20 protein-coding genes and 1 pseudogene are annotated in these 20,631 nt (G+C 56.4%); 8 read left to right on the forward strand and 13 right to left on the reverse strand.

Going from position 1 to position 20,631, the window contains the following annotated elements; genetic code table 11:
• Both DMZ65_RS17370 and DMZ65_RS17375 read right to left on the reverse strand, forming a co-directional pair.
• A pseudogene (locus DMZ65_RS17370) lies at window positions 1–774 on the reverse strand (IS5 family transposase); the annotation flags it as partial.
• A 212-nt stretch (window positions 775–986) separates the two neighbouring features.
• Entirely contained in the window at window positions 987–1,493 is a 507-nt protein-coding gene (locus DMZ65_RS17375; protein WP_232825043.1) for an ArsR family transcriptional regulator, read from the reverse strand.
• Between the two features lie 84 nt (window positions 1,494–1,577).
• Between DMZ65_RS17375 and DMZ65_RS17380 the strand changes: the two genes are divergently transcribed.
• The 3 genes from DMZ65_RS17380 to DMZ65_RS17390 are packed head-to-tail and all read left to right on the forward strand — an operon-like array spanning window position 1,578 to window position 3,671.
• The gene (locus DMZ65_RS17380) at window positions 1,578–2,768 is read left to right on the forward strand and encodes an NAD(P)/FAD-dependent oxidoreductase (RefSeq protein WP_116600035.1); all 1,191 of its coding nucleotides are present in this window, start codon (window positions 1,578–1,580) and stop codon (window positions 2,766–2,768) included.
• Window positions 2,769–2,796: 28 nt separating this feature from the next.
• Window positions 2,797–3,228, forward strand: a complete 432-nt coding sequence (locus tag DMZ65_RS17385) for a DUF1641 domain-containing protein (protein ID WP_116600036.1) — start codon at window positions 2,797–2,799, stop codon at window positions 3,226–3,228.
• Between the two features lie 2 nt (window positions 3,229–3,230).
• Window positions 3,231–3,671 carry an iron-sulfur cluster assembly scaffold protein gene (locus tag DMZ65_RS17390; protein WP_116600037.1) on the forward strand — a complete coding sequence of 147 codons (441 nt, stop codon included), beginning with the start codon at window positions 3,231–3,233 and terminating at the stop codon, window positions 3,669–3,671.
• A 252-nt stretch (window positions 3,672–3,923) separates the two neighbouring features.
• On the opposite strand, the gene DMZ65_RS17395 is transcribed toward DMZ65_RS17390, so the two are convergent.
• The 3 genes from DMZ65_RS17395 to DMZ65_RS17405 form a co-directional block, all read right to left on the reverse strand.
• On the reverse strand, window positions 3,924–4,160 hold the full coding sequence (locus DMZ65_RS17395) for a hypothetical protein (protein ID WP_232825044.1): 237 nt from the start codon (window positions 4,158–4,160) through the stop codon (window positions 3,924–3,926).
• Window positions 4,161–4,388: 228 nt separating this feature from the next.
• Window positions 4,389–4,727 (reverse strand): hypothetical protein, encoded by a 339-nt coding sequence (locus DMZ65_RS17400; RefSeq protein WP_116600039.1) that lies wholly within the window; start codon window positions 4,725–4,727, stop codon window positions 4,389–4,391.
• 155 nt (window positions 4,728–4,882) lie between these two features.
• Entirely contained in the window at window positions 4,883–5,191 is a 309-nt protein-coding gene (locus tag DMZ65_RS17405; RefSeq protein WP_116600040.1) for a hypothetical protein, read from the reverse strand.
• Between the two features lie 35 nt (window positions 5,192–5,226).
• Between DMZ65_RS17405 and DMZ65_RS17410 the strand changes: the two genes are divergently transcribed.
• From DMZ65_RS17410 to DMZ65_RS17430, 5 genes are all read left to right on the forward strand, one after another.
• Entirely contained in the window at window positions 5,227–6,438 is a 1,212-nt protein-coding gene (locus DMZ65_RS17410; RefSeq protein ID WP_116600041.1) for a Y-family DNA polymerase, read from the forward strand.
• A gap of 197 nt (window positions 6,439–6,635) precedes the next feature.
• Window positions 6,636–7,013, forward strand: coding sequence for a bactofilin family protein (locus DMZ65_RS17415; RefSeq protein ID WP_157960672.1), 378 nt, complete (start codon window positions 6,636–6,638; stop codon window positions 7,011–7,013).
• Window positions 7,010–7,600 (forward strand): HAD family hydrolase, encoded by a 591-nt coding sequence (locus DMZ65_RS17420; RefSeq protein ID WP_116600043.1) that lies wholly within the window; start codon window positions 7,010–7,012, stop codon window positions 7,598–7,600. Before DMZ65_RS17415 ends, DMZ65_RS17420 begins: the two co-directional genes overlap by 4 nt.
• A gap of 128 nt (window positions 7,601–7,728) precedes the next feature.
• Complete coding sequence (locus DMZ65_RS17425; protein WP_116600044.1) at window positions 7,729–8,451, forward strand: hypothetical protein; 723 nt, start codon at window positions 7,729–7,731, stop codon at window positions 8,449–8,451.
• Between the two features lie 198 nt (window positions 8,452–8,649).
• On the forward strand, window positions 8,650–9,036 hold the full coding sequence (locus DMZ65_RS17430; protein WP_157960673.1) for a hypothetical protein: 387 nt from the start codon (window positions 8,650–8,652) through the stop codon (window positions 9,034–9,036).
• On the opposite strand, the gene DMZ65_RS17435 is transcribed toward DMZ65_RS17430, so the two are convergent.
• The 8 genes from DMZ65_RS17435 to DMZ65_RS17470 form a co-directional block, all read right to left on the reverse strand.
• The gene (locus DMZ65_RS17435; RefSeq protein WP_116600046.1) at window positions 9,008–10,147 is read right to left on the reverse strand and encodes an SAVED domain-containing protein; all 1,140 of its coding nucleotides are present in this window, start codon (window positions 10,145–10,147) and stop codon (window positions 9,008–9,010) included. The two genes, DMZ65_RS17430 and DMZ65_RS17435, sit on opposite strands and share 29 nt — an antisense overlap.
• Window positions 10,131–10,640 (reverse strand): type II CBASS E2 protein, encoded by a 510-nt coding sequence (locus DMZ65_RS17440; RefSeq protein ID WP_116600047.1) that lies wholly within the window; start codon window positions 10,638–10,640, stop codon window positions 10,131–10,133. Before DMZ65_RS17440 ends, DMZ65_RS17435 begins: the two co-directional genes overlap by 17 nt.
• Entirely contained in the window at window positions 10,637–11,881 is a 1,245-nt protein-coding gene (locus DMZ65_RS17445; RefSeq protein WP_198662729.1) for a nucleotidyltransferase domain-containing protein, read from the reverse strand. Before DMZ65_RS17445 ends, DMZ65_RS17440 begins: the two co-directional genes overlap by 4 nt.
• A 272-nt stretch (window positions 11,882–12,153) precedes the next feature.
• Window positions 12,154–13,266, reverse strand: a complete 1,113-nt coding sequence (locus DMZ65_RS17450) for an Abi family protein (RefSeq protein ID WP_116600049.1) — start codon at window positions 13,264–13,266, stop codon at window positions 12,154–12,156.
• A gap of 90 nt (window positions 13,267–13,356) precedes the next feature.
• A complete protein-coding gene (locus DMZ65_RS17455) occupies window positions 13,357–16,356 on the reverse strand; it encodes a type I restriction endonuclease subunit R (protein ID WP_116600050.1) in 3,000 nt (999 codons plus the stop codon).
• Window positions 16,353–17,261: an HNH endonuclease gene (locus DMZ65_RS17460; protein WP_116600051.1), complete on the reverse strand. Its 909-nt coding sequence runs from the start codon at window positions 17,259–17,261 to the stop codon at window positions 16,353–16,355. Before DMZ65_RS17460 ends, DMZ65_RS17455 begins: the two co-directional genes overlap by 4 nt.
• Window positions 17,258–18,535 carry a restriction endonuclease subunit S gene (locus DMZ65_RS17465; protein WP_116600052.1) on the reverse strand — a complete coding sequence of 426 codons (1,278 nt, stop codon included), beginning with the start codon at window positions 18,533–18,535 and terminating at the stop codon, window positions 17,258–17,260. The genes DMZ65_RS17460 and DMZ65_RS17465 overlap by 4 nt, the downstream gene beginning before the upstream one ends.
• Window positions 18,532–20,553: a type I restriction-modification system subunit M gene (locus tag DMZ65_RS17470; protein WP_116600053.1), complete on the reverse strand. Its 2,022-nt coding sequence runs from the start codon at window positions 20,551–20,553 to the stop codon at window positions 18,532–18,534. Before DMZ65_RS17470 ends, DMZ65_RS17465 begins: the two co-directional genes overlap by 4 nt.
• Window positions 20,554–20,631 lie beyond the last annotated feature (78 nt).

Here is a 20,631-nt window from a genome sequence, read left to right on the forward strand (position 1 = left end):
TAGGCAGCCGACTCATAAAACTCGATCCACAGCCTGACCGATGCCAATTTGATCATCGACAGGAAATTGCGTGACGTCTTCTCGTATCGGGTTGCGATACGGCGGAACGAGGCTTTCAGCCTGCCAAAGAAACGCTCGATTTTGTTGCGTTCCCGGTAGATTGCAGCATCAAATTCGGCGGGTAGTTTGCGGTTGGCCTTGGGAGGGATCACGTCGATAGCGCCCTGTTCCCAGATCAAGTCTCTGATCCAGTCTGCGTCATATGCTTTGTCCGCGAGCACATGTTGGCCAGGTTGCAAATTGTCCAGTAGCGCCTTGCACGGCGGCGCGTCATGAGCTTGGCCGGGTGTCAATTCATATCGGATCGGCAGCCCATCCTGATTGGTAAGTGCATGTATTTTCGTTCCTAATCCGCCCCGTGAGCGACCTAAACAGCGGCGCGGGTCTTTTTTTGAGAGTCGTGGCGGAATGATGCGCGCGCACGCTGGTCCCGTCGACCATCACTGTGTCCACGTTATGCGCGTCGGCGATGGCGTCCATGATCCGGTCCCAGTGGCCCGCATAGCTCCACCGGTTGAAGCGATTATAGACCGTTGTCGGTGGGCCATATTCGCTGGGCAGATCGGCCCAAGGGATGCCGGTGCGCAGGACGTAGAAAATACCGTTGATCACGCGGCGGTCATCCACCCGCTTCTTGCCGCGCGTTTTGTTAGGTAAGACAGCTTTGATGAATTCCCATTCCAGATCGCTCATGTCTGATCGTGCCACTTCCATCCTCCCGCCCGTTGTTTAGACGAAATGAATCACAAACTTATGCTCCTAAACAAGAATTAATGGGTGTGCTGCCTAGTCAAATGTCGGCATGCGGGTTTGGGGGATCTCGAAAGTGCGCAGTTCGAGCTGTTGCGCGGTTCTCTCAATTTAACATATTGATTGAATGCTAGTTAAGGTGCAAGCATCGCCATGAAGCCAGTTTGTCGAATATATCAATCGATGTCCGCCGATTTTTTATCGAATTTGATATCACCTTTGTAAAGACGTCGTAATGTTGCGACCATATTTTCAAACGATTCATCTAATGAGATGTTTGTGTTGTCTGTCGGGGAAATATAGATGGATTTCCCCCTCGGTTCGCGCATTAGAAAGCCGCTTTCCACCAAATGGCCGATTTTTCGATGAAGTGTGCTAATGGGAAGTCCGAGAACTTCGGAAAGGGCGGAAAGGTCATACAATTTCCCCTGTAATCTGCCCTGCACCACTGTTCGTATAATCAGGCAATCGACCGGATTGCCCCACATCCCGGTTTCCATTGCATAAAAACGATTGAGGCATTCTATGATTTGCGCCTGCACTTCAGCACGTATTGCCGTGGATCGTTGATTGGATTCATCCCCCTCATTCACCTTTTCTCTGCCCTCCCTTTGAATGTCTGCGCCACGGTGAGTTTCCAGTTTGGAAAGGTCCGTGCTTGGCAGCAGGGAATATTTAGTCACAATTTGTCACTGAGTTCAAACTTAACTGAAGGAAGCACTTTGTGCTTCCCCATTGGATTCTCGGAAAAAGGAGGAGGGGTTATCATGCAGAAACACATTCTTGTCGTTGGTGGCGGCATTGGCGGAACAATGACGGCGAACGGCATCGTCAGCAAGATGTATCCGGAGGTCTCGGCTGGAAAGGTTAAGGTAACCTTGCTGTCGGACAGCCCGTGGCACTATTATAAACCTGCGTTTATGTATGTCGCTTTCGATATGTTTTTTGAAGGTGAGTTGCGCCGTAAACAGCAGACCTTGTTGCGACCCGAGATTGATTTCCAGGTCGATAAGGTGACGTCCTTCGACTTCTCCGGTTCGAGTGTGAAAACCGCGAGCGGCAAGACCATCGGATATGACTATATCGTGGTGTCTACTGGTTGTCTGCCTGCGCCAGAGAGGATCGAGGGTCTAAAAGAAGCAGGTGACTATTTCTACCAATACGATCCCGCACGCCAGCTGTCGGAAAAACTGCGCAAGCTGGAAAAAGGCCGCGTTTTCATTACGGTCAACTTCCCCGAAACGCCCAATGTGCCCCATCAATGTGGTATCGCACCGATGGAAACCACGCTGATGCTTGACGAATACTTGCGCCGCAAGGGTGTGCGCGATCAGGTCGAAATCGTCTATACCTATCCGACGGTTTCGCAATTGTTGCGCAACTGTCTGTTCCTTCAGGAAGAAGTTTGCAACGTTCTGCCGCCTATCTTCGAAGAACGCGGGATCAAATATGAACGCGGCTTTACCCTGGCCAAGGTAGACGCTGAACGAAAGGTCGCAATCTCTGCAGAAGGTGACGAACAGGATTTCGACATTCTTATGTCCACGCCTCCCATTCGGGCTGTTGATGCTGTCCTGGAAAGCGGGGTATCGCAGGCGCCCAACAACGAAGGCTGGTTGCCAACTGACCGTGAAACGCTGCAGCTCGAAGGATATCCCAACGCCTACGTAATGGGGGATACAGTTGATCTTCCGATCTCAAAGGCGGGCGGGTCGTGCCACAATCAATCTCCGGTCATTGCGAATAACATCGCAGGAGACATCAGGTTGGGCCGGACCATCGCCGCCTATGACGGTAAGGTTCAGGCTATTGCCCAGATGGGTCTCGAGGCGGGTATGCCGCTTTGGTATGACTATGATGAAGACGTACACCCGACCCCCCCAACAAAGGTCGGCGGCCTAATGCGCAAGTCCTTTAACCGCGGGATATATTGGTCTGTAGCGCGCGGCATTGTCTAAAATTCACACTTTCAGCAAGGAGGCCGAAATGGCAAATCCTACCAAAACCGGAGCGGATGCGCCGCTTCTCGAACGGCTCAACCAAGAAAGCGCATTTGCCGATGAAGCGACGGAAGCCGGACTGATTGATCTTGCCAACAAAGTTGCGCCGTTAATTCAGGGTCGTCGTTTCCATAATGTCGTAGACCTACTTTCACTCGCAGCCGACGGCGTTGACATGGCTGACGATGCCATGATTCAAAAAATGATGTCCGGCTATGAGGATTTGGTCAGCAACGCCTGGATGCTCGCCAATGCCGCTCGCTATGCGACAAACGAGGCGGCACGGAAGCCGGTTCCTTCCCGTCTTGGGCTGTTGCGCGCTGCCGGGGACGAAGATGTGCGCCGCGGGCTTCACTTCGCGATACAATTTCTCGCAGTGCTTGGACGCCAGATGGATCGCGGGGCAGAAGTAGACTGAACATGCCCCATGCCGACATGGCACTGGCCAGACTTTATCAACCACGCATCCGAGATTACGCAGCCCGTGTGCGCAGAGACAAACGGCTGGAAAATCCCGATGTGACAGTAACTTGCCGCAGCCCGGTCTGCGGTAGCTTGATTACACTTGATCTAGTCATACATGACGGCACCTTGGCCGAAATTGGGTGGAAAGGGCGAGCTTGCACCCTCGGAATGGCTTCACTGGGTATAGTCACACGCGCTGGCATCGGACAAACAGAAAGTCAGATTGCAGAGGCCGGGCGCAGGCTTTCAGATCTATTGAAAGGAGAAAACCAAGACTTTTCCCAGGCTTGGGCCGAGTTGTCTGTCTTCTGCGCTGCGCGCGAATTTCCAACGCGATTTGGATCCATCGAGCTTCCATTCGATACTATCGCACAAGGATATGCAAAGGTTCTGTAATTCGGTGATGATCGCAGCCAGACGTTATTTTCACGGGCCAAGATAAACGGCAAGAACTCCTCGTGTCGCGTGTGCGCCATCTGAATGTCGGTTTGTCGGCCTACCAACTCCGCTTGAACGTCCGCTCTTAATCACTCGGATATCGTGGGGGCAGCCGCAGCGAACTTCTGCAATCCGCCCTTCGTGTAGGGCATGCCCAGTCGATAACCGCAAAAGCATCCGTCGATCTTCTGCTTTCCCAAGCTCATCGAGCTATTCACCCGTAGCCTCACCTCTGAGAATGTCCAGCGCCTTGACGACATCATCGACCAGGTAGTGCGGCCGACCATCCGCCATGGGCATGTTCGAGCGCACGCAATTCGCTTCAATGATCTCGACAATCCTCTCAGGGAGGTGCTCTGGATCGACAGGCTGTCCAGCCCTGAGCGCAGTGCGAATAATCGACACCGTGACCAGCGTATCCGCATAGATCTCATCAGCCTCGGTCAACTTCCTTGGCATCTTAGGTCCCCGTGGGGGCTCGCGGGGGCCGATGAAGCTCTCTTGCTCCCGTCGGATATCATCGAACGTGGGGCGGTCACTCATGAGATGTCTGTCGCCTCTCCTTGGAAAGTCTGGCCGCCAATGCCATCACGGCAATGATCTTGGCATTGGTGACTAGGTCAATTCTGTCAGCTATGCTTGGAGAATGCCCCATGGCAGCCTGCGGTCAAGAGCTTACTCGCTCCCGAAATATTTCTCACCCTCTCCAACCCCGAAGGTCTCCAGTGCCCCACGGTCCAGTTCGGTCCCTTCCGGCCGAACCAACACGTGGGGGATGAAGGGGCCGCTATAGTCCATCACAGGATGACCTTCATGCGTACGGAGTTCCCCATTCGCTTCCTGGGCCAGTATGATGTAGTCGACGAGATACTGAACGCCATCGAACAAGGCACTGCGCTCCGCCGCAGGAAGGTCGACGATTGTTTTCAGGTCAATCACCTGGTTCATCAGGTCGACGAATTCCTGCTCGGTGAAGTTCTTGGGAAGTTGCTTGGCGAAGTCGGAAAGGTTCATTGGGGTGCCTTCTATGAGTAGAGCTGTATCAGCGCGAATGTTCGAAATGGGATTGCTCCCGAGAGCAGGTAAGCCGATCTGTTTTGATGGCGCAACACAAAAGCGCCTTCAGGGTGTCTTTCAAGTTACTGTATTATTTGCGAAAAATATAACAATCATCCCTTTTCGCACACGAACCTTTCAATCAGTCGCACAGCCCTGATAACAGCCTCCTGCCGTGCGGATGGTTCGAAAAGTGCAAGTGCTTTTCGAAGCGCTTCGCCCAGCATATCCCCTTTTTCGATATGTTCGGACACATAGGCCAAAGCCTCTTCCAGCTTGTCGCCACGCATGTCTTCATCCGCACATCTACAGGCCACGAGATCAAGGAAATCGAGGATGCTATTCAGCTGATCCCTGGCGAGGATGTCCTCACTCCAGTTCCCGCCGAAAGAAACATTGCCGAGTTTGCCTTTCATATCCATATAAGAACAAATAGTGAACATATGGCGATTCTGAAATGGTGAAAACCGCGCAGTTCCGAATTCTCTACATCGACATGGACAGCTTCTACGCGTCTGTGGAGCAGCAGTTGCGCCCTGAATTGCGGGGCACGCCTGTCGCCATCACGGCGGTCGACAATGATGCGGGAGCTATTGTGGCGGCTTCCTATGATGCGAAAGCTCTGGGGATCGGCGTGGGGACACGGATCTACGAGGCCAGGAAGCTTTGCCCCGGGATTGCCTTGGTGGGAGCCCGCCACAAGGTCTATGTGCGGATGAACCAGAGGATTGCGACGGCGATAGACAGGATTGCGGAAGTCGAGCGGATCCGGTCTGTGGATGAGTTCCAGATCCGTCTGTCCGCCGTCGACTATGACTTGGACCGGGCGGTTGCGAAAGCGCAGGAGATCAAATCTCTCATCAAGTCAGAAGCGGGACAGTTTATCGGGGCCTCTGTTGGTCTGGGGCCCAATCACCTGCTTGCGAAAATCGCCGGGAAACTGGAAAAGCCGGACGGCTTAGCTTGGTTGTCTCCAGACAATATGCCCGAGCGCCTGGCCGAGATGCCTTTGGACAAGTTGCCGGGCATCGCCAAGGGAGTTCATCGCAAGCTGAATGCGGCAGGTGTTCACACAATTCCGGACCTTTATCGGCTGGATCCTCGTCATGCGCGGATGATCTGGCGTTCCGTGGAGGGGGAGAGGTTTGTGCGTGCGCTCCAGGGGGAGGATATTCCTCTCGTTCCGACACGGCGCAATGGCTACGGGAATAGCAAGGTTCTTGCCCCGGAAAACCGGGGGTTGCCGAACGCCTATTTCGTCTCACGATGGCTTGTCGAAAAAGCAACGGCGCGTCTGCGCCGCGATGGCTATCTTGCGCGGTATTTCTCCATCCAGGTGTCTTGTCGCCCCAAGGGGTGGTGGACGGATGGGATCAGCACATTTCCCAGTCAGGACACGATGCATTTCCTGGAGCTGCACAGGGTTCTCTGGCGTCGGTTCTATGACCGGACAGGGAGCCGCAATTACTTGTCGGTCGGGGTTCAACTTGGACGTATCCAGCGATTGGAGGAGCGGGTGCCAGATCTGTTCCTGCCATTGCCACAGGCTGCGCGAACCGAGCGTGAAAAGCTCGGCAAGGTGGTGGATAACATCAATCGGAGGTTCGGGGCTGACACTGTGTCCTTTGGACATTCGAAGCCGCACTACGGGTTCTTCGAAAGAGGATGAAAGGTCGGACACAGAGGCAGCGTGAGAGGGGGCGATCCTGCTAGGGTGGGGAAAGCCTTGCTCTGGCAGTTCAAGGACGCTTTAACTGAAATCTAATGTCGGACGCAGCCTCGGGCCAAAGGCGAAATGGTTAACTCAATGATGAAATGCAAGCGATCTGTCCCGGGAGCTATCGTTCCGGAATTAGAGAGACTGTCATGACACCCCAGAAAGACGTGCTGACATCGACGGGGCAGCGACAGCGTTCGCTACTTCAGGAAGACCTCGTGATTGAAGGGAACATCCAAGGTCCCGGGATCTTGGAAATCGACGGGCGGCTTGTCGGGGATATCGCGGTTGATACTGTCATCGTTGCAGCCAACGGGTCGCTGCAGGGCAGGATAGTGGCGCGTAATTTGACTGTCTTTGGAACGGTGCAGGGCCAGGTTGAAACGACGTCCCTGGTCATCAAAGCGCAGACTGTGGTCCAATCGGATGATATGTCCACCACCGTGTTGTCTGTTGAAGAAGGCGCTGTCGTGAATGGGAGCATTCGCATGGGGTCGGGCTCAAGTCCCATTCTCCGGTCGGCATGATGAATGAAGCCGAGGGGCATCAACAGGTTCTCGACGGGGTTGAGTTGATCTGCTTTGATCTCTTCGGAACACTTGTCGAAATTACGGATCGCCGCCGCCCGTTCGCCTCTTTGAGTCGCAATATGGCCTTGGATAAGGTCGATAGGATGCGTCGTCTTGCGATGACAACGGATCAGGCCCTGGAGGAAGTCGACGAAGCCATCCGGGGTGGTGCCACCGTGGACAAGATTGTAGCGGCCAAGGCAGACATCGCGCGCGAGGTTGCTTCAACCCGGCTTCGAACAGGTGTCCCGGAGATGCTGTCTGCTCTGCCTGTGCCCTATGGGATATGCAGCAATCTCAGCCCGGATTACCTTCCCACCCTACAACGTTTTGCGGAGGTGAGGCCAGCCTTCAGGATCATGTCGTGCGAAACCGGCTACCTGAAACCCGACCCCGAAATCTACGAGCTGGTGGTCGCGGCCGCCGGTGTGCCGCGCCACAAGATCCTGTTTGTCGGAGACACCCCTGCTGCTGATATTGAGGGACCAAGGGTTGCGGGGATGCAGGCCATCCATATCGATCAGTTTTTATCGGCCTGGCGATGATCCCGGATGGAGCCGAAAGATGTTCAGAACGATCTTGTCTTGGAGTTCTTGGGGATTTCTTGTTCATATTTGTGGCAAGCTGCCGTTGCCTTGCCGATTGGCAGGGGGTTTATCCATGAAGGTGGGCAATGATCGAATTCCGCAAACTTACTGACGACAATCCCGTCTTGCAGCTGTCACCACTGCTCCGGGCAGGGCTGCGTACCATGGAGTATGCCGCTGAGAACGGTGGCATTGGCCTGACCGCCACGAAGGCATTTCAGCGCAGATTCGTCCATTGGGCCGTCGAACATGTCAATTGGCCGGGGTTCGGCCTTGAGGAGGCCTTCAGCGTCAGCAAGGTCGTCAATGAATACGAGTTCCCACCGATCCAGATCGTGCATTACCTGTTGCTTCAACGAAAACTGGGACGCCACTACAAGGGAAAGTTCCTCCTGACCAAGAAAGGGAAGGGCTTGCTGAAATCCCCGGCACAACTGTTCCATGAGCTGATGCCGTTCTTCATCCTCGAGGTGGACCATTCGTCATATGCCCGCCTTGACGAGCGGCCCATCGGGAACTGGGATGTCTGGCTCAATGTCATGAATGTCGAACTGGAAGCCGGACTGTCTGAGAAGCAGGTCTATGGCCTGTTTTATGGTGAGGGACCGGATTGGGGCAACGCGGGCTGGCGAGAGATGGCGGTGTTTTCGAGCTATGTGTTGAAGCCGCTGGAATGGGCGGGGCTGGTCTCGGTTCATGAGGTCGAGGGCAGTGATGGCCGAAGCTGGATGCATTTCAAGACGCCGCTCTGGGGCGAGGCGTTGCGCCTTGAAACGGATAAGATGGTGAAAGTGGCCGTGCGGCACTGACACTTTCCTCCGAAGTTTCACCGGAATGCTGGCAAGAGACGCGGGCGTCAACTGAAGGTGATTTGTAAAATAATAATGCGAGTATTATCCAGAAATTCCCTTATTGCAGAGAGGGTTATCCACATTTGAGTTGGTTTGGCTTATTTCTGGACAACAGAGGTCATGCTATCGTCTCGTCAAATACGAGAGGATAAGACGATGAGAAAAAATGTAGTAATGATCGCTGCCGTAATTTCGCTTATGGTCTCGCTTCAGGCAACTGCTGAAGGAACTGAAGATTTCCCAAAAACTGCCGTCATGACCGACGGCTCCACAGCGGGAAAAAGCGCCAAAGAACTACAATATCTCGTGTGTGAAAGTTGGGGCGAGGTTGCCGCCATCACAATGCAGGCAAGACAGGTTGGCGTCCTGCTCTCCAAGGCACTGAAAGGTGCTGAAATTGGATCCCCTATCTATGAGGTGGTCATATTGGCCTATGAAAAGCCAAGGTTTTCAACCGAAAGGCGTCAGAATTTAGCTATATCAGACTTCCGAAGCGAAATGGAAATGGGGTGTTTCAAGGGTGGATTAGGTGCCGTTCAATAAAGCCTTGCCCGGGTACTTGGTCAAAAACCTTGAACCCCGGGTGGGCTTTTGGCTGCCAAGTCCGCCCGAACTCGATGGCGCAGGCGGCGGGCACCGCAGGGAATACAGAAAGTTCAACGTCCATCCCGTGCTGATCCTTGATCGCATCGAAGGCTTTGCCGACAACCTGCCGAAACACTGACAGGTCGCCCTGGTTTCTCAGCTCTGATGTACCCAGCCGATCACTCCGAATTTCCCATATGGAAACCTCGTCGGTTTCATAGGTGGCCAGCACACGCTCGTCGGTAATTTCTGCCGAGACAGATAGCTTCAGAGCAACTTTCTTCGGTCCGGTGCTGCCCTGTGCCATCGAGAAGCCGAGAGGGGGGTGATCGTCTGGCCAGGCCCAGCCTGGCTTCGGTTCACGGTGCTTCCCATAGACGGAGACAGCCGAGAGGTCGGAAAGCAGCCTGCCCAGCTCCATCAAGACAGGCATCGGCGCAAAGCCAAAGATTGCCAGATGCTGCAGATCACCTTCCTCGAACCTTCCCTTGATTTCACGGTCATATTTTGAGCGCAGGAGCTTCAGCACCGTTGGATAGTAATCGGGATCGCTGTCCTTGGTCGCGATGTCACGCATCTGGATGTCGATCGGGCGGCGATCTGCCAGATAGAACTCATTCCCCATGGCCTCAATGCAATCCGACAGGGGAATGCTGGTTTCATTCTCTCCGATGGAAGCCGCGACTCGCAAGACATGGGCAGGTTTGGTCAGCGGATTGGAGAACAGCTGTGCGACCCTGTCCTCGTGCTGTTGCTTCATCCGCCGCAAGACGCCGACGGTGTAGCGGTCCTTCTTTTTACGATCATCGATCTCGCGGTGATGCGCATCACACATCAACATGATGTTGTCAGGATCGTTGGAGAGTTCATGTGACAAGGTTGGGTCGCCACGCTCTCCACCAGGGTCGGACGCGATGATATGGGCAAGGTAGGCATTGTTCTTGCGCAAGTCGCCCGCCACCAAGTCTTCGTCGAGGCGTTTGGAACAGCCCGGATACTGGCAGTGGCCAGCAGCACGCCCCCAGACGAGCATCCGCGTCTTGTTGTCTGGCTTAGCTCCTCTGGCCATCTTGACCTCCTTCGGCAAGGCGACGCATTTCACGTATGTTGATCGGGCCGGGTGCATTGGGTCCCCGCCAGACGCCATCGACGTGCCAGAACTCGTAATGGTGAAGCCACTCCGATGCCCAAGGGATGATCGTGTCCGAAATCCACATGGTGTTGTCCCATTGCCCCTCGTTAGGGTCGAACAGGCAGAGCGCGGAGTTTTCGGGTGTCTCGCCGTCCAGGATCAGGTGGGGAATGTCGATATAGTCCTCGCCGTCCCGCGGCTTTAAAGCTGGGTCGAGCAAGAAGACATACGGGACCGCAGCTGTTTCCAGCCAGCTCCATTGGGCAAGTATCCGATACTCTCGTTGAAAGCTCCGGATCGGCCCTATCCATTGGATGCAAGGCGCCGCATTGAGGGACATCGGCCGATACACGCGCACCATCAGGGAGGGCCACCTATGTGCCATCCGCTGAACCTGAGATTCCGCTGATCTGGGCTTGGACCGCTTCATTTCTTCCGCAGCTCACCCGCATGGAAGTTGTGTGCAGGTGCTTTCGAGGTCGCGGCTGCGCGTGCGCCCCCCGGTGTCAGGAGTGCTGGTGTTGCGACGAAGCCTTTCCCGAGCTCATACGTGCTTTTCTGCGGAGAATTGGACAGGCTGTCCATGTATGTCCTGACGGCGTTGCCGCTGATCCGTTCGCCGAACAATCCATCGAAGATCTTCTGGATCTGCCCGACCTCGGAGGTGCGAGCCCGTCGCAACTCGGTAAAGAGGTGTCGCAGGTCGCCGCGGAACATTTCCATCTGGCGCGTATTCTCAGGCCAGCGGTCGTTGAAATTCTCTTGGGGAAATGCCGGATTGCGCTCTTCCGGACGACGACCAGTATCGAGAGCGTATTTCATCCGTCGATCGAGTTCAGCTGCAAGGTCTTCAAGCTGGGCGCAGATTCCAAAGGAGTTCAGGGGGATCTGCGCGGCAACTTTTGACAGATAGACCGAGATGGGGCGTTTCTCGTTCCTGTTGGCATACCTAAGGTTCAGGTAGCGTTTCATCAGCTTCAGGGCGAGCACCTGCGGCGCATCTTGAATGGGATCAACAGTCTCGGGCAACTCGTCGATATCTGCATCGGCGACGATGATGCCGGGCCGAAGCCGGTCCTTGATCTCAAGCTGGTTGCGCAGGCTGCGAACCTGAGCCTGGAACATCTGGCTGGGAAGGGGAATTTGCCCTTTGAACCATTCCGCAAATCCATAAGGGTTCACCGTGTGGCGTTCGTCGTTCCCTTCGTCTGGGCTGTGGTAAATGTCGCCGACCCGTTCTGGCCGCGGCTTCAGCGCAGGATCCATAGGCGTCACATCGAGGTGCATGAAGGCGAAGCGAAGCTGAATGCACCGGGTGCAGCGTTCGATGTCCTGCACGTCCGGGAATCCTTGGAAGGCCTCGAAGAGTTCATCCAGGACCCGCCGCGGGGTCCAGCCAAATGGCGTATCGAACTCGAGAATGGCATCCAGATCAAAACGATCCTCATCCGCACCGTGGACGATTGTGGTTCCAATCGCTCTGGAGCCCTGTGCGTAGACCAGGGCATTATCGACATGGAGACGCAAAGGACTGCCTTCGCGTTCAAGATGTGACGGGATCAGCTTGTAGCGCTTCTCAGCCACCCTGTTGTCGCGGGGGCTGAGTTCCATCTGGAGAACGGTCGCAATCAGCAGGGCGTCGAGCCCGGGGGACGTGTGATCAAGGGGCATGGACAACTCCTCTATTACCCAGTTGCCGATTGCCTCCCTCAATCGATCCTGACTTCAATATATAGTGATTCCGTCCTTCGCTCAATACCATGGGTGCGATTTGTTCTTCTTTTGTTTTTTGGCCTCGAACTCGCTGTTGGCATGGTAGCTGGGCAATCTCGTCCATGTCGTTCTAACCAAGGAGCCGGTTGCCCGTGGACGTCGTTATCGTCCAGCATGGCAAGTCATAGACCCTGAAAACCGATGATTTTTGCAATAATGCCGATCAGATGCTAAACGTATTTTACGACAGGGTTTTGAATAACGCCAAGGATGCGCCGATCGTCTTTTACGATCAGATATTGGGGGCGCTTGGCCTTCTTGCCTCTTGGGAAAAACAGCGCGAGGACGTCTCCGGTGGTGTCATCGGGTGAGATATAGTCTACCTGCGGCGCATCGGTATTGGCGATGACGTCAGAAAGTGTCTCGTCTGAGATCAGGATGCCTCCACTGTTCTCAATGGCATTCTTCTCCATGAATTGAAGAATTTGCAACCCTGTCACCAGGGAGCTCGTACCATTCTGATCCAACACCATGGCAACTTGTGGGCGCTGTTGAATTATTGCTGAAAGGGCTGTTGTGAGGGGCATATCAAACGAGAGCTCGAGTGGTTGTCGAATGTTTGTCGAAGAGACCTGAAGGCCCGGCAAGCTGCTTTTTTTCGGTGGCCCAGCACGCAAAGTCTGTGTCACCGTCGAGCATTTCTTCATCCAACTCTGAGTGTCTCCGCAAATATAACTGACCGTTTCTGAAATCTTGTCGAATTCCTCCTGAAGATTTAAGCGGTGGATGGGCTCATGATGCGCTATTCTGTTGCGCAGGTGGTTGATTCCGGCCATCAGCTGACGCGCTTTTATGCTGGTGACGGGAGCTGGCATCATCGGAAATGTATCAGTTAGTACGGTCCCGGTTGCCCAAAGTACGTTATATTCTGGCCTGAATAGGTTCGACCAGAAATCGAAGCTGAGAGCTGCGACCATCTGATCCGCTGTGGGCTGGGTTCCCGCCAATGAGTTCAGTAGCCTGTCCTTCGCAACTTTATGAGATCTCAGCGTGGCCGCATTAAAGTGTGCGTAGTGATTTTCTGGACGGAGCACCCAATCTGCGGTTCCAAACTCTTTCGTAAGAGCACGATGCATAGAGTTACGCGCGGTCACCTCTACGACGCCGAGGGGGTACAGGAACGCCTTTGCGAGTCGCGCGTTCCATAGGTACACTTGATAAGCGTGAACTGGATCCCCACCTGCCAAGGCAAGGTAGGGGGCCATACGCGACACAGTCAGTGAGTTATCAAGGGCCTGAAGCAGCGTACTGTCGTAGGCGATCACTTCTTGACTTTGTGCCATGGTTCATGCATCCTCTTCTCAATAGCAGCCTCTGCTTAATAGCGGGCATCAAGCCCTGGGACAGGTACGCCGCTCCCAGGGCTTTACTTTTTATGCTGCCCGACCAGCCCCGCGAACCGCCCGCTGGAACATCAGCCCCATCAGCATGTCCCGCGCCTCTTGGTCCTGCATGAAGGCATTGCGCATCGCGTTGTCGCGCTGGAACGCCTGGATCGCCCGACGCATGAACTCCGCATCGAACCGCGGACGGACGTCGCGAGGGTCGTTGTTCCGCAGCATCTCCGCCCAAACGTCATCATCGAGGATGTCGTTGTTCACCGCCTCGAAGCGGATGTAGTCCTCCTCGGAGAACTCGGTGCCGTGGCGCGCATTGAAGGAGGTGATGATCTCCGTGAGGGTCTTGGACTCCTCCTCGGTGTAGGGATTGGCGCCGAACCGGTCGATCGGGCTCAGGGCCTGATTGTCGTCCTTGCCGAGAGAGGCGTTTTGTTCGTCGCCCTCCTTCTGGAGACGGAAGGCGGCCATCTCGAGCATGTCGTCGGTGACATCTTCGCCCTGAGGCGCCTGGCGGGTCGGGAGGATCCGCTTCAACCAGGTTCCGTAGATATGCAGCTTTTCGAGGTCCGTGTCCCCAAGGTCCACAACCTGAGCGATGAAGGAGTAGAACCGCAGGAAGGATGCGAGTACCTGGCGGAACTCTTCCTGGTCGTTCTCGTTCAGGTTCTCGTTGAAACGGGTCACAGCCTGACGGACGATGCCTTCGAGGATGGGGCGCTCATCCGTGCGCTTGCTGGCCTGGAGGAAGCGCGTGACGAAGCGATCGATCTCGGCCGTATCAAGAACGCCGAAGGCCTTCAGGCGGGCTTCCAGGTTGTAGACCTGGTTCGGATCCGAGATATCCTCGAGCTGGGTGACGTTGTAATAGGGCTTGAAGGCGTCCCGGATCTCTTCGACCGTGTTGCGGAAGTCGAGAATGTAGGTGCGCTCCTTGCTGGGGTAGATGCGGTTCAGCCGCGCCAGGGTCTGGACGGCCTGCAGCCCGCTCAGCCGGCGGTCGATATACATGGCCACGAGCTTGGGCTGGTCGAAACCGGTCTGGTATTTCTCCGCGACCACGAGAACGTTGTAGGTCTGGCCATCGAACTGCCGCGGCAGCTCCGTCTCGGCAAAACCGTTGATCCCGGGTTCGGTATAGGGCTGACCATCGATCGTGATCTCTCCCGAGAAGGCCACCAGGGAGGTCACATCCGTGTAGCCATTGTCGGTGATGTATTTCGTGATCGCTTGGTGCGTCTTGATCGCGTGCTCACGGCTCGAGGTCACCACCATGGCCTTGGCCTGACCGGAAAGCTCCGGCAGCGCGTGGCGGCGGAAGTGTTCGACGATCACCTCGGCCTTCTGGATCATCGCGGTTTCGTGGAAGTCGATGAACCGAGCCACCTTGCGGGACGATTTGCGTTCGAGAAGCTGAGGGTCCTCGTCGATCGCCTTCTCGAGCTTCGCATAAGATTTGTAGGTCTGGTAATTGCGCAGCACGTCCAGGATGAAGCCTTCCTCGACGGCCTGACGCATTGAGTAGAGGTGGAACGGCTCCGGGCCGTTCTCTCCCACTCGGCCGAAGCGCTCCATGGTGACGTTTTTCGGGGTTGCCGTGAAGGCGAGGTAGGAGAGATTGGCCTGGGGCCCGCGCAGTCGCTGAAGCTCCAGGAGAGCCTGCTCCGTGGCATCGAACTCCTTCTCCTCCTCGGAAAGCTCGCCGTCAGCCAGAACCCGCGCCATGCTGTCGGCATGTTTGCCGGACTGGGAACTGTGCGCCTCGTCGATGATGATCGCGAAACGCTTGTGGTTCTCGTTCTTCAGGACCGAGAGCTGGTCGGTCGAGAACTTGTGGATCGTCGAGATGATGATCTTGGCGCCATCCTCGATGGCCTTCTTCAACTGCCGTGAAGTGCCGTCGATCGGTTTCACGTAGCCTTCCGTCTGCGCAAAGGACTTGATGGTCTGCTGCAGCTGGCGGTCCAGGACCACACGGTCGGTGACCACGATCACGGTGTCGAAGACCGCCTGGTCATTGTCGTCGTGCAGAGTCGCGAGGTGGTGGGCAGCCCAGGCGATGGTGTTGGACTTGCCGGAGCCGGCGGAGTGCTGGAACAGGTAGTTCTGACCGGCGCCGTTTGCCTTGGCATCCTGGATGAGCATCCGCACGGCATCGAGTTGCTGGAAGCGGGGCCAGATTGTGGTGCGCTTGACCTGGCCGCCGGGTTGCTCGACCTCGTCCACAAGAACGAAGCGATGCAGGATCCCGAGAAGGACTTCACGTGAGAAGACAGCCTTACGGACCCCGATGTCACGGTAGAGATAGGCGATGCGGAACTCATTCTCGACATCCGGGTTGCCGGCACCGCCGTCACGGCCGCGGTTGAAGGGAAGGAAGCGGGTCTTGCCGTTATTGAGCTGCGTCGTCATCGAGACGTTGTCCTGATCCAGCGCGAAATGCACCAGGGCGCCGCGCTTGAAGGTCAGGAGGGGCTCGCCATTCGGCGCGCGGTCCTTGCGGTACTGTTTCTCGGCCGTCTGGTAAGTCGACCCGGTCAGGGTGTTCTTCAGCTCTAGGGTGGCGAAGGGGATGCCGTTGACGAAGAGCGCCACATCGATGGCGTTCTCTGAACGCAGGGAGTATCGGACCTGCCGCATCACACCGAGGATATTGCCCTCGTAGGCCCGCAGGGTGGCCGGGTTCAGGCCGGAGGCGGGCTTGAAGGTGCAGAGCGTGATCTTGATGCCGGGCACGATAGTGATGCCCTGACGCAGCACCTCGAGGGTCCCCACGGACTTGAGGCGCGCCTCGACCTGGCGGGTCAGGGTCTCGCGTTCCTTGCCGGGATACTGGCCGCAGAGCTTCTTCCAGGCGTCGGGCTGCGTCGTGCGGACGTATTCCTCGATCATTTCGGGGTCGAGGGCGGTCTTGCGGTCGAAGGCTGTGTAGGGGCGTTCACGCCAGCCTTGGCGCGTGACCAACTGGTCGACGAGGTGGATCTCGACGGCTTCTTCGGTGTGGAGTTTATCGCGGGAGATGGCTGGGCTGGTCATGTGGATACCGTTTCGCAAAATTGCTTGTAGTGAAATCTGAGTGCGGATGCGGCCAACTTGTGGTCGACGAATTTCCCCTGCAGATCCTCGTAAGGCGAGCCGTTGAGTTGGGTGGACACCAGGACCGTGCCAGTGCCAGGCTCTATGCTGAGCAGAAACAGGTCGAACAGAGCATGTATGTCACGCCGCAAGAGAAGGTTGTTCTCGGGGCGTTCGAATTCCGCTGCTCCGGTGTGCGGGATCACGTGGGCCGCCTCGAGGACCTCTTCGACGCCCGTTCCGGTGAAGGCGCATTTTCCACCATGGCGTTCCAGAGACTGCCGCCGGAATTCGGCCTGTCCCGGACGGGGCTTGATCCAGGACTGCTTTCGTCGTGGAAGCTCAGCTTCGATATCGTCAAGGTTCCGCTCGATAGCCTCGCCAATAGGATCCTCCTGATCGGTTTTCTGGAATCCACCTGACACGGCGATCAGCTCCTCCAGCACCTCAGTATCTGTATCGGAAAGGCTCCAGATGCGTTCCGGACGATATGCTTTCACCGCAGCGATGATTTTTGTCGAGGGCGCGTTGGTGTATGCACGATCAAAGGAAACCGGATTTTTCAGGAGTTCCAAGCCGGAGGTGGCCATGAGATAGCTGTCACTTGCTTCGCTGACATCTTCAACCCGCGCGATGCCGGTCAGTCCATGCCCGCGGGTCTTGGTGCCACTCTCGATGACCCAGATGTAAACGCGATCACCGACCTTTGGCGGGCCCGCCTTCGTCCCGTCCGCTCGCGTGGAGGCTGCGCTCTTGATCAGCTTGGCTGAGAACACCCCGGAGGCCCAGTCATCCTGATTTGCAGGAACATTGATCCCACCAGGGCAGCGCGTGTCGCCGTTGATGCGCAGCAGGAAAGCATTCATGCCTGCATCTCCTCTTCGATACGGTCGAGCGTTTCCGAGGTGGTGCCCGCCTTGCAGTAGGTTTCCACGTCGAGCTGGCCGGTGACGGCGGCGGTGATAAGGGCGGCGCGGTATTCTCGGAGGCGGTCGGTCGATATTTGTGTCGCACGGGTAATCGGCTGGATAGATCGAGTGATCTTTTCCAGATGGTCCATTCGCCGGATCTGTTCATCGACACCGACGAATGGGAACCGGAAGTTCGAGATCTGATCACCGCTGATATGGGGGACACTCACGCCGGTTAGGATCGGCTCGAAATATGCCACAAACTTCTTACTTTCGAGCATCGACTTCAGATATCGAGCCTCCAGCGTTTTACGCGGCGAAATTTTGCAGACACGCTGGAGGAGAAGACAAGGGAGATCGCTTTCCTGAACTTCCGCCACCCGAATGCCACCGGAAATCCAAGGACGATCCATGCCCATCACGAGGTCGCCAGCCTTAAGGCGGAACCGCTCCACACCTTTTACCTCAGATGCGGGCCAGTAGACTGTATCGTCCCAACGAACCTCATCAACACCCACATTCGCCCCACGAAGTAGGCGGATGTCTTCAGGGTTGTCGCTGAAGCTTGCGCTTGCGAAGGCATAGCCTGGTAGGATCGAAATATGGTGCCCAAGCTTAGAGATGGGACCTTCACCCCAGAGCAGCTCTTCACGCGCTGCAGATCCACGCTCCTGGAGGAGGTCCACCAACCGCTCCTTCTTCGCGATGAGCTCATCAATCCGCGCGGTCTCGCGGTCGAGGTAGGCGGCGATCCGTTTCTGGGTGGGGAGGTTAGGCACCCAAAGCGGCAGACCCTTGATCCCTTCCTGCGTCAGGCCGTACCGGGTGACGCCATTCGCAGCGATGGCGAAGGCTTCTTTTGCTGGCTTCGACTGCAGCGCCCAGAACAGAAATGCCCCGTCTGCACGATTCTTGAAAGCTCGAAGCATCGTGAGGTGATAACCACAAACAAGGTCATCGGCGGTTTTGCGGACATATGCGGGAACTCCGATGTCGTGCCGATCCTCGGAGTCCTTCGTGATGATCACGTCGCCAACTTTGACGCGGAAGCGGTCGATCTCCGTGCGTGTCGCGGATCCGGGATTGAACTCCATGTCAGGGGTGATGAAATCGTTCTTGTAGACATCAACGTAGTTGCACAAGCGAACAGGTTGTTCACCTTCGATGATGACTTTGTCGACGTTGCTGTTCTGAATGTCTGCGAGATGGCGAAGCTTCATTTCGCTCATGCCACCACCTCTTTCAGCAGCCCGGCAATCTCCGCCTCCAGCATCTTCAACTCGCCATCAATCTCCGAAAGCGGCCGCGGCGGCACATATTGGTAGAAATACCGGTTGAAGTTGATCTCGTAGCCCACGCGGCCGACGTCACCATCGGAAGCATCCCGATGCGAGGTGTCCACCCAGGCATCCGGCACGAAAGGCTCGACTTCGCGGGCGAAGTAGTCCTGCCAGTCTTCCTTCAGGGGCACCAGCTCATGATCCCGAAGGCCGGTGTCGGGCACGGGGTTGCCCTCCTTGTCGAACTCCGGCTCCGCCTCCTCGTCACGCACGGACATGGCGCTGACAATCGCCTTCTTCAGGGGGGCAGCGATCTTGATGCCCATGCCGGCCGCGATGGTCTTCAGCCCCTTTTCGACGCCCTTCGGCGAGGTATCATTCTCACCGCCCAAGGCATCGTGAAGCAGGTCGATCATCTGCTCCTGCTCTTCCGGCTCGAGCCTCTGGAATGGTTTCGTGGCTTTCAGGGTCGCGATGCCTTCGTCGGTCACCTCGAATCGCTGACGCAGGGGGCGCTCAACGCGGATCTCGCGATATCCGAAGTCGGTGGTGTCGAAGATCTTGGATACATCGCCGTAACCAGCCGCCCCGTTCAGGAACTCCTCATAGATCCGCACGATCTCGGCGCGGGCGTCATCTCCGATGGCGCGACGCTTGGAGCCCAGGGACTTGCGCATGGATTGCCAGAAGCGTTCGCCCGAGGCGTCGATCAGCTGCACCTTGCCGCGGCGCTCTTCCGGCTTTCTGTTCGAGAGGATCCAGATGTAGGTCTGGATGCCCGTGTTGTAGAAGATGTCCGTTGGCAGGGCGATGATCGCCTCGACCAGGTCGTTCTCCAGCATCCAGCGACGGATCTCGCTTTCCCCGGATCCCGCGCCGCCGGTGAAGAGGGGAGAGCCGTTCATGACGATGCCGACACGGGAGCCTTTCTCGTCATCGCGCATCTTCTCGATCATGTGCTGCACGAAGAGCAGCTGACCATCGGAGATGCGGGGGAGGCCGGCGCCAAAACGCCCGTCGTAGCCGAGGTCCTCGGCTTCTTCCTTGATCGGCGCGGCGTATTTCTTCCAGTCCACGCCATAGGGTGGATTGGAGAGCATGTAGTGGAAGGTCTCCCCCTTGTGCGCATCCTGGGTCAGCGTGTTGCCATAGGCGATGCGCGAGGCGTCATGTCCTTTGACCATCATGTCCGACTTGCAGATCGCGAAGGACTCGCCGTTCAACTCCTGGCCGAAGAGGTCGACATTGAGCGCCGGGTTGAACTCTTTCATGGCCTCTTCCGCGACAGAGAGCATGCCGCCGGTGCCACAGGCCGGGTCGTAGACACGGCGGATGATCCCCTTGCCGGACAGAGCCTCGTCATCATTGGCCAGAAGCAGGTCGACGAGAAGGCGGACCACCTCTCGCGGCGTGAAGTGCTCACCGGCGGTCTCGTTGGAGATTTCCGAGAAGCGGCGGATCAGCTCCTCGAAGAGGTAGCCCATCTCGAGGTTGGAGACCTCGTCCGGGTGGATCGGTAGCTGGCAGAACCGGTCGAACACCATCCAGAGCGAGCCCTTTTCATCGAGGTCCTTCAGGATCTCGGTGAATTTGAACTTCTCGATGAAGATGTCGCGCACATTTGGGCTGAAGCCGGTCAGGTAGTCCACCAGGTTGCTGCGCAGCTGCCGGGCGTCCTGCTGGCGCAGGGTGGAGAAGGTGAACTGGCTGGTGTTGTAGATCTGGCCGCCTGCGGCCGCGATTTCCGACAGGATGGTCATGCGCATCTGCTCGTCCATCTCGTCGGGAAGGCCGGATGCGGTTTCGAGGACGGCCTGTTTCGAACCTTCGAGGAGACAATCGAGGCGGCGCAGGATCGTGAAGGGCAGGACGATCTTGCCGTATTCGGATTGCTTGAAGTCGCCGCGAAGCAGCTCCGCAATGGACCAGATGAACGACGCGTTGTTGTTAATGGTGTCCTGGCTCAATGCCGGTCTCCTGAATTGTCGAGATTTATTCCCATCTTGCCCGAGAACCTATGGGGCAGAATTACGAATTGAAATCTC

The organism is Primorskyibacter marinus, assembly GCF_003313245.1.
In the GTDB taxonomy this organism is placed as follows: domain Bacteria; phylum Pseudomonadota; class Alphaproteobacteria; order Rhodobacterales; family Rhodobacteraceae; genus Primorskyibacter; species Primorskyibacter marinus.

Bases quoted from the DNA above. Each gene is read 5' to 3' on its own strand.
- DMZ65_RS17380 (WP_116600035.1), top strand. From the start codon at position 1,578: ATGCAGAAACACATTCTTGTCGTTGGTGGCGGCATTGGCGGAACAATG.
- DMZ65_RS17385 (WP_116600036.1), top strand. From the start codon at position 2,797: ATGGCAAATCCTACCAAAACCGGAGCGGATGCGCCGCTTCTCGAACGG.
- DMZ65_RS17390 (WP_116600037.1), top strand. From the start codon at position 3,231: ATGCCCCATGCCGACATGGCACTGGCCAGACTTTATCAACCACGCATC.
- DMZ65_RS17400 (WP_116600039.1), bottom strand. From the start codon at position 4,727: ATGAACCTTTCCGACTTCGCCAAGCAACTTCCCAAGAACTTCACCGAG.
- DMZ65_RS17405 (WP_116600040.1), bottom strand. From the start codon at position 5,191: ATGGATATGAAAGGCAAACTCGGCAATGTTTCTTTCGGCGGGAACTGG.
- DMZ65_RS17410 (WP_116600041.1), top strand. From the start codon at position 5,227: ATGGTGAAAACCGCGCAGTTCCGAATTCTCTACATCGACATGGACAGC.
- DMZ65_RS17415 (WP_157960672.1), top strand. From the start codon at position 6,636: ATGACACCCCAGAAAGACGTGCTGACATCGACGGGGCAGCGACAGCGT.
- DMZ65_RS17420 (WP_116600043.1), top strand. From the start codon at position 7,010: ATGATGAATGAAGCCGAGGGGCATCAACAGGTTCTCGACGGGGTTGAG.
- DMZ65_RS17425 (WP_116600044.1), top strand. From the start codon at position 7,729: ATGATCGAATTCCGCAAACTTACTGACGACAATCCCGTCTTGCAGCTG.
- DMZ65_RS17430 (WP_157960673.1), top strand. From the start codon at position 8,650: ATGAGAAAAAATGTAGTAATGATCGCTGCCGTAATTTCGCTTATGGTC.
- DMZ65_RS17435 (WP_116600046.1), bottom strand. From the start codon at position 10,147: ATGGCCAGAGGAGCTAAGCCAGACAACAAGACGCGGATGCTCGTCTGG.
- DMZ65_RS17440 (WP_116600047.1), bottom strand. From the start codon at position 10,640: ATGAAGCGGTCCAAGCCCAGATCAGCGGAATCTCAGGTTCAGCGGATG.
- DMZ65_RS17445 (WP_198662729.1), bottom strand. From the start codon at position 11,881: ATGCCCCTTGATCACACGTCCCCCGGGCTCGACGCCCTGCTGATTGCG.
- DMZ65_RS17450 (WP_116600049.1), bottom strand. From the start codon at position 13,266: ATGGCACAAAGTCAAGAAGTGATCGCCTACGACAGTACGCTGCTTCAG.
- DMZ65_RS17455 (WP_116600050.1), bottom strand. From the start codon at position 16,356: ATGACCAGCCCAGCCATCTCCCGCGATAAACTCCACACCGAAGAAGCC.
- DMZ65_RS17460 (WP_116600051.1), bottom strand. From the start codon at position 17,261: ATGAATGCTTTCCTGCTGCGCATCAACGGCGACACGCGCTGCCCTGGT.
- DMZ65_RS17465 (WP_116600052.1), bottom strand. From the start codon at position 18,535: ATGAGCGAAATGAAGCTTCGCCATCTCGCAGACATTCAGAACAGCAAC.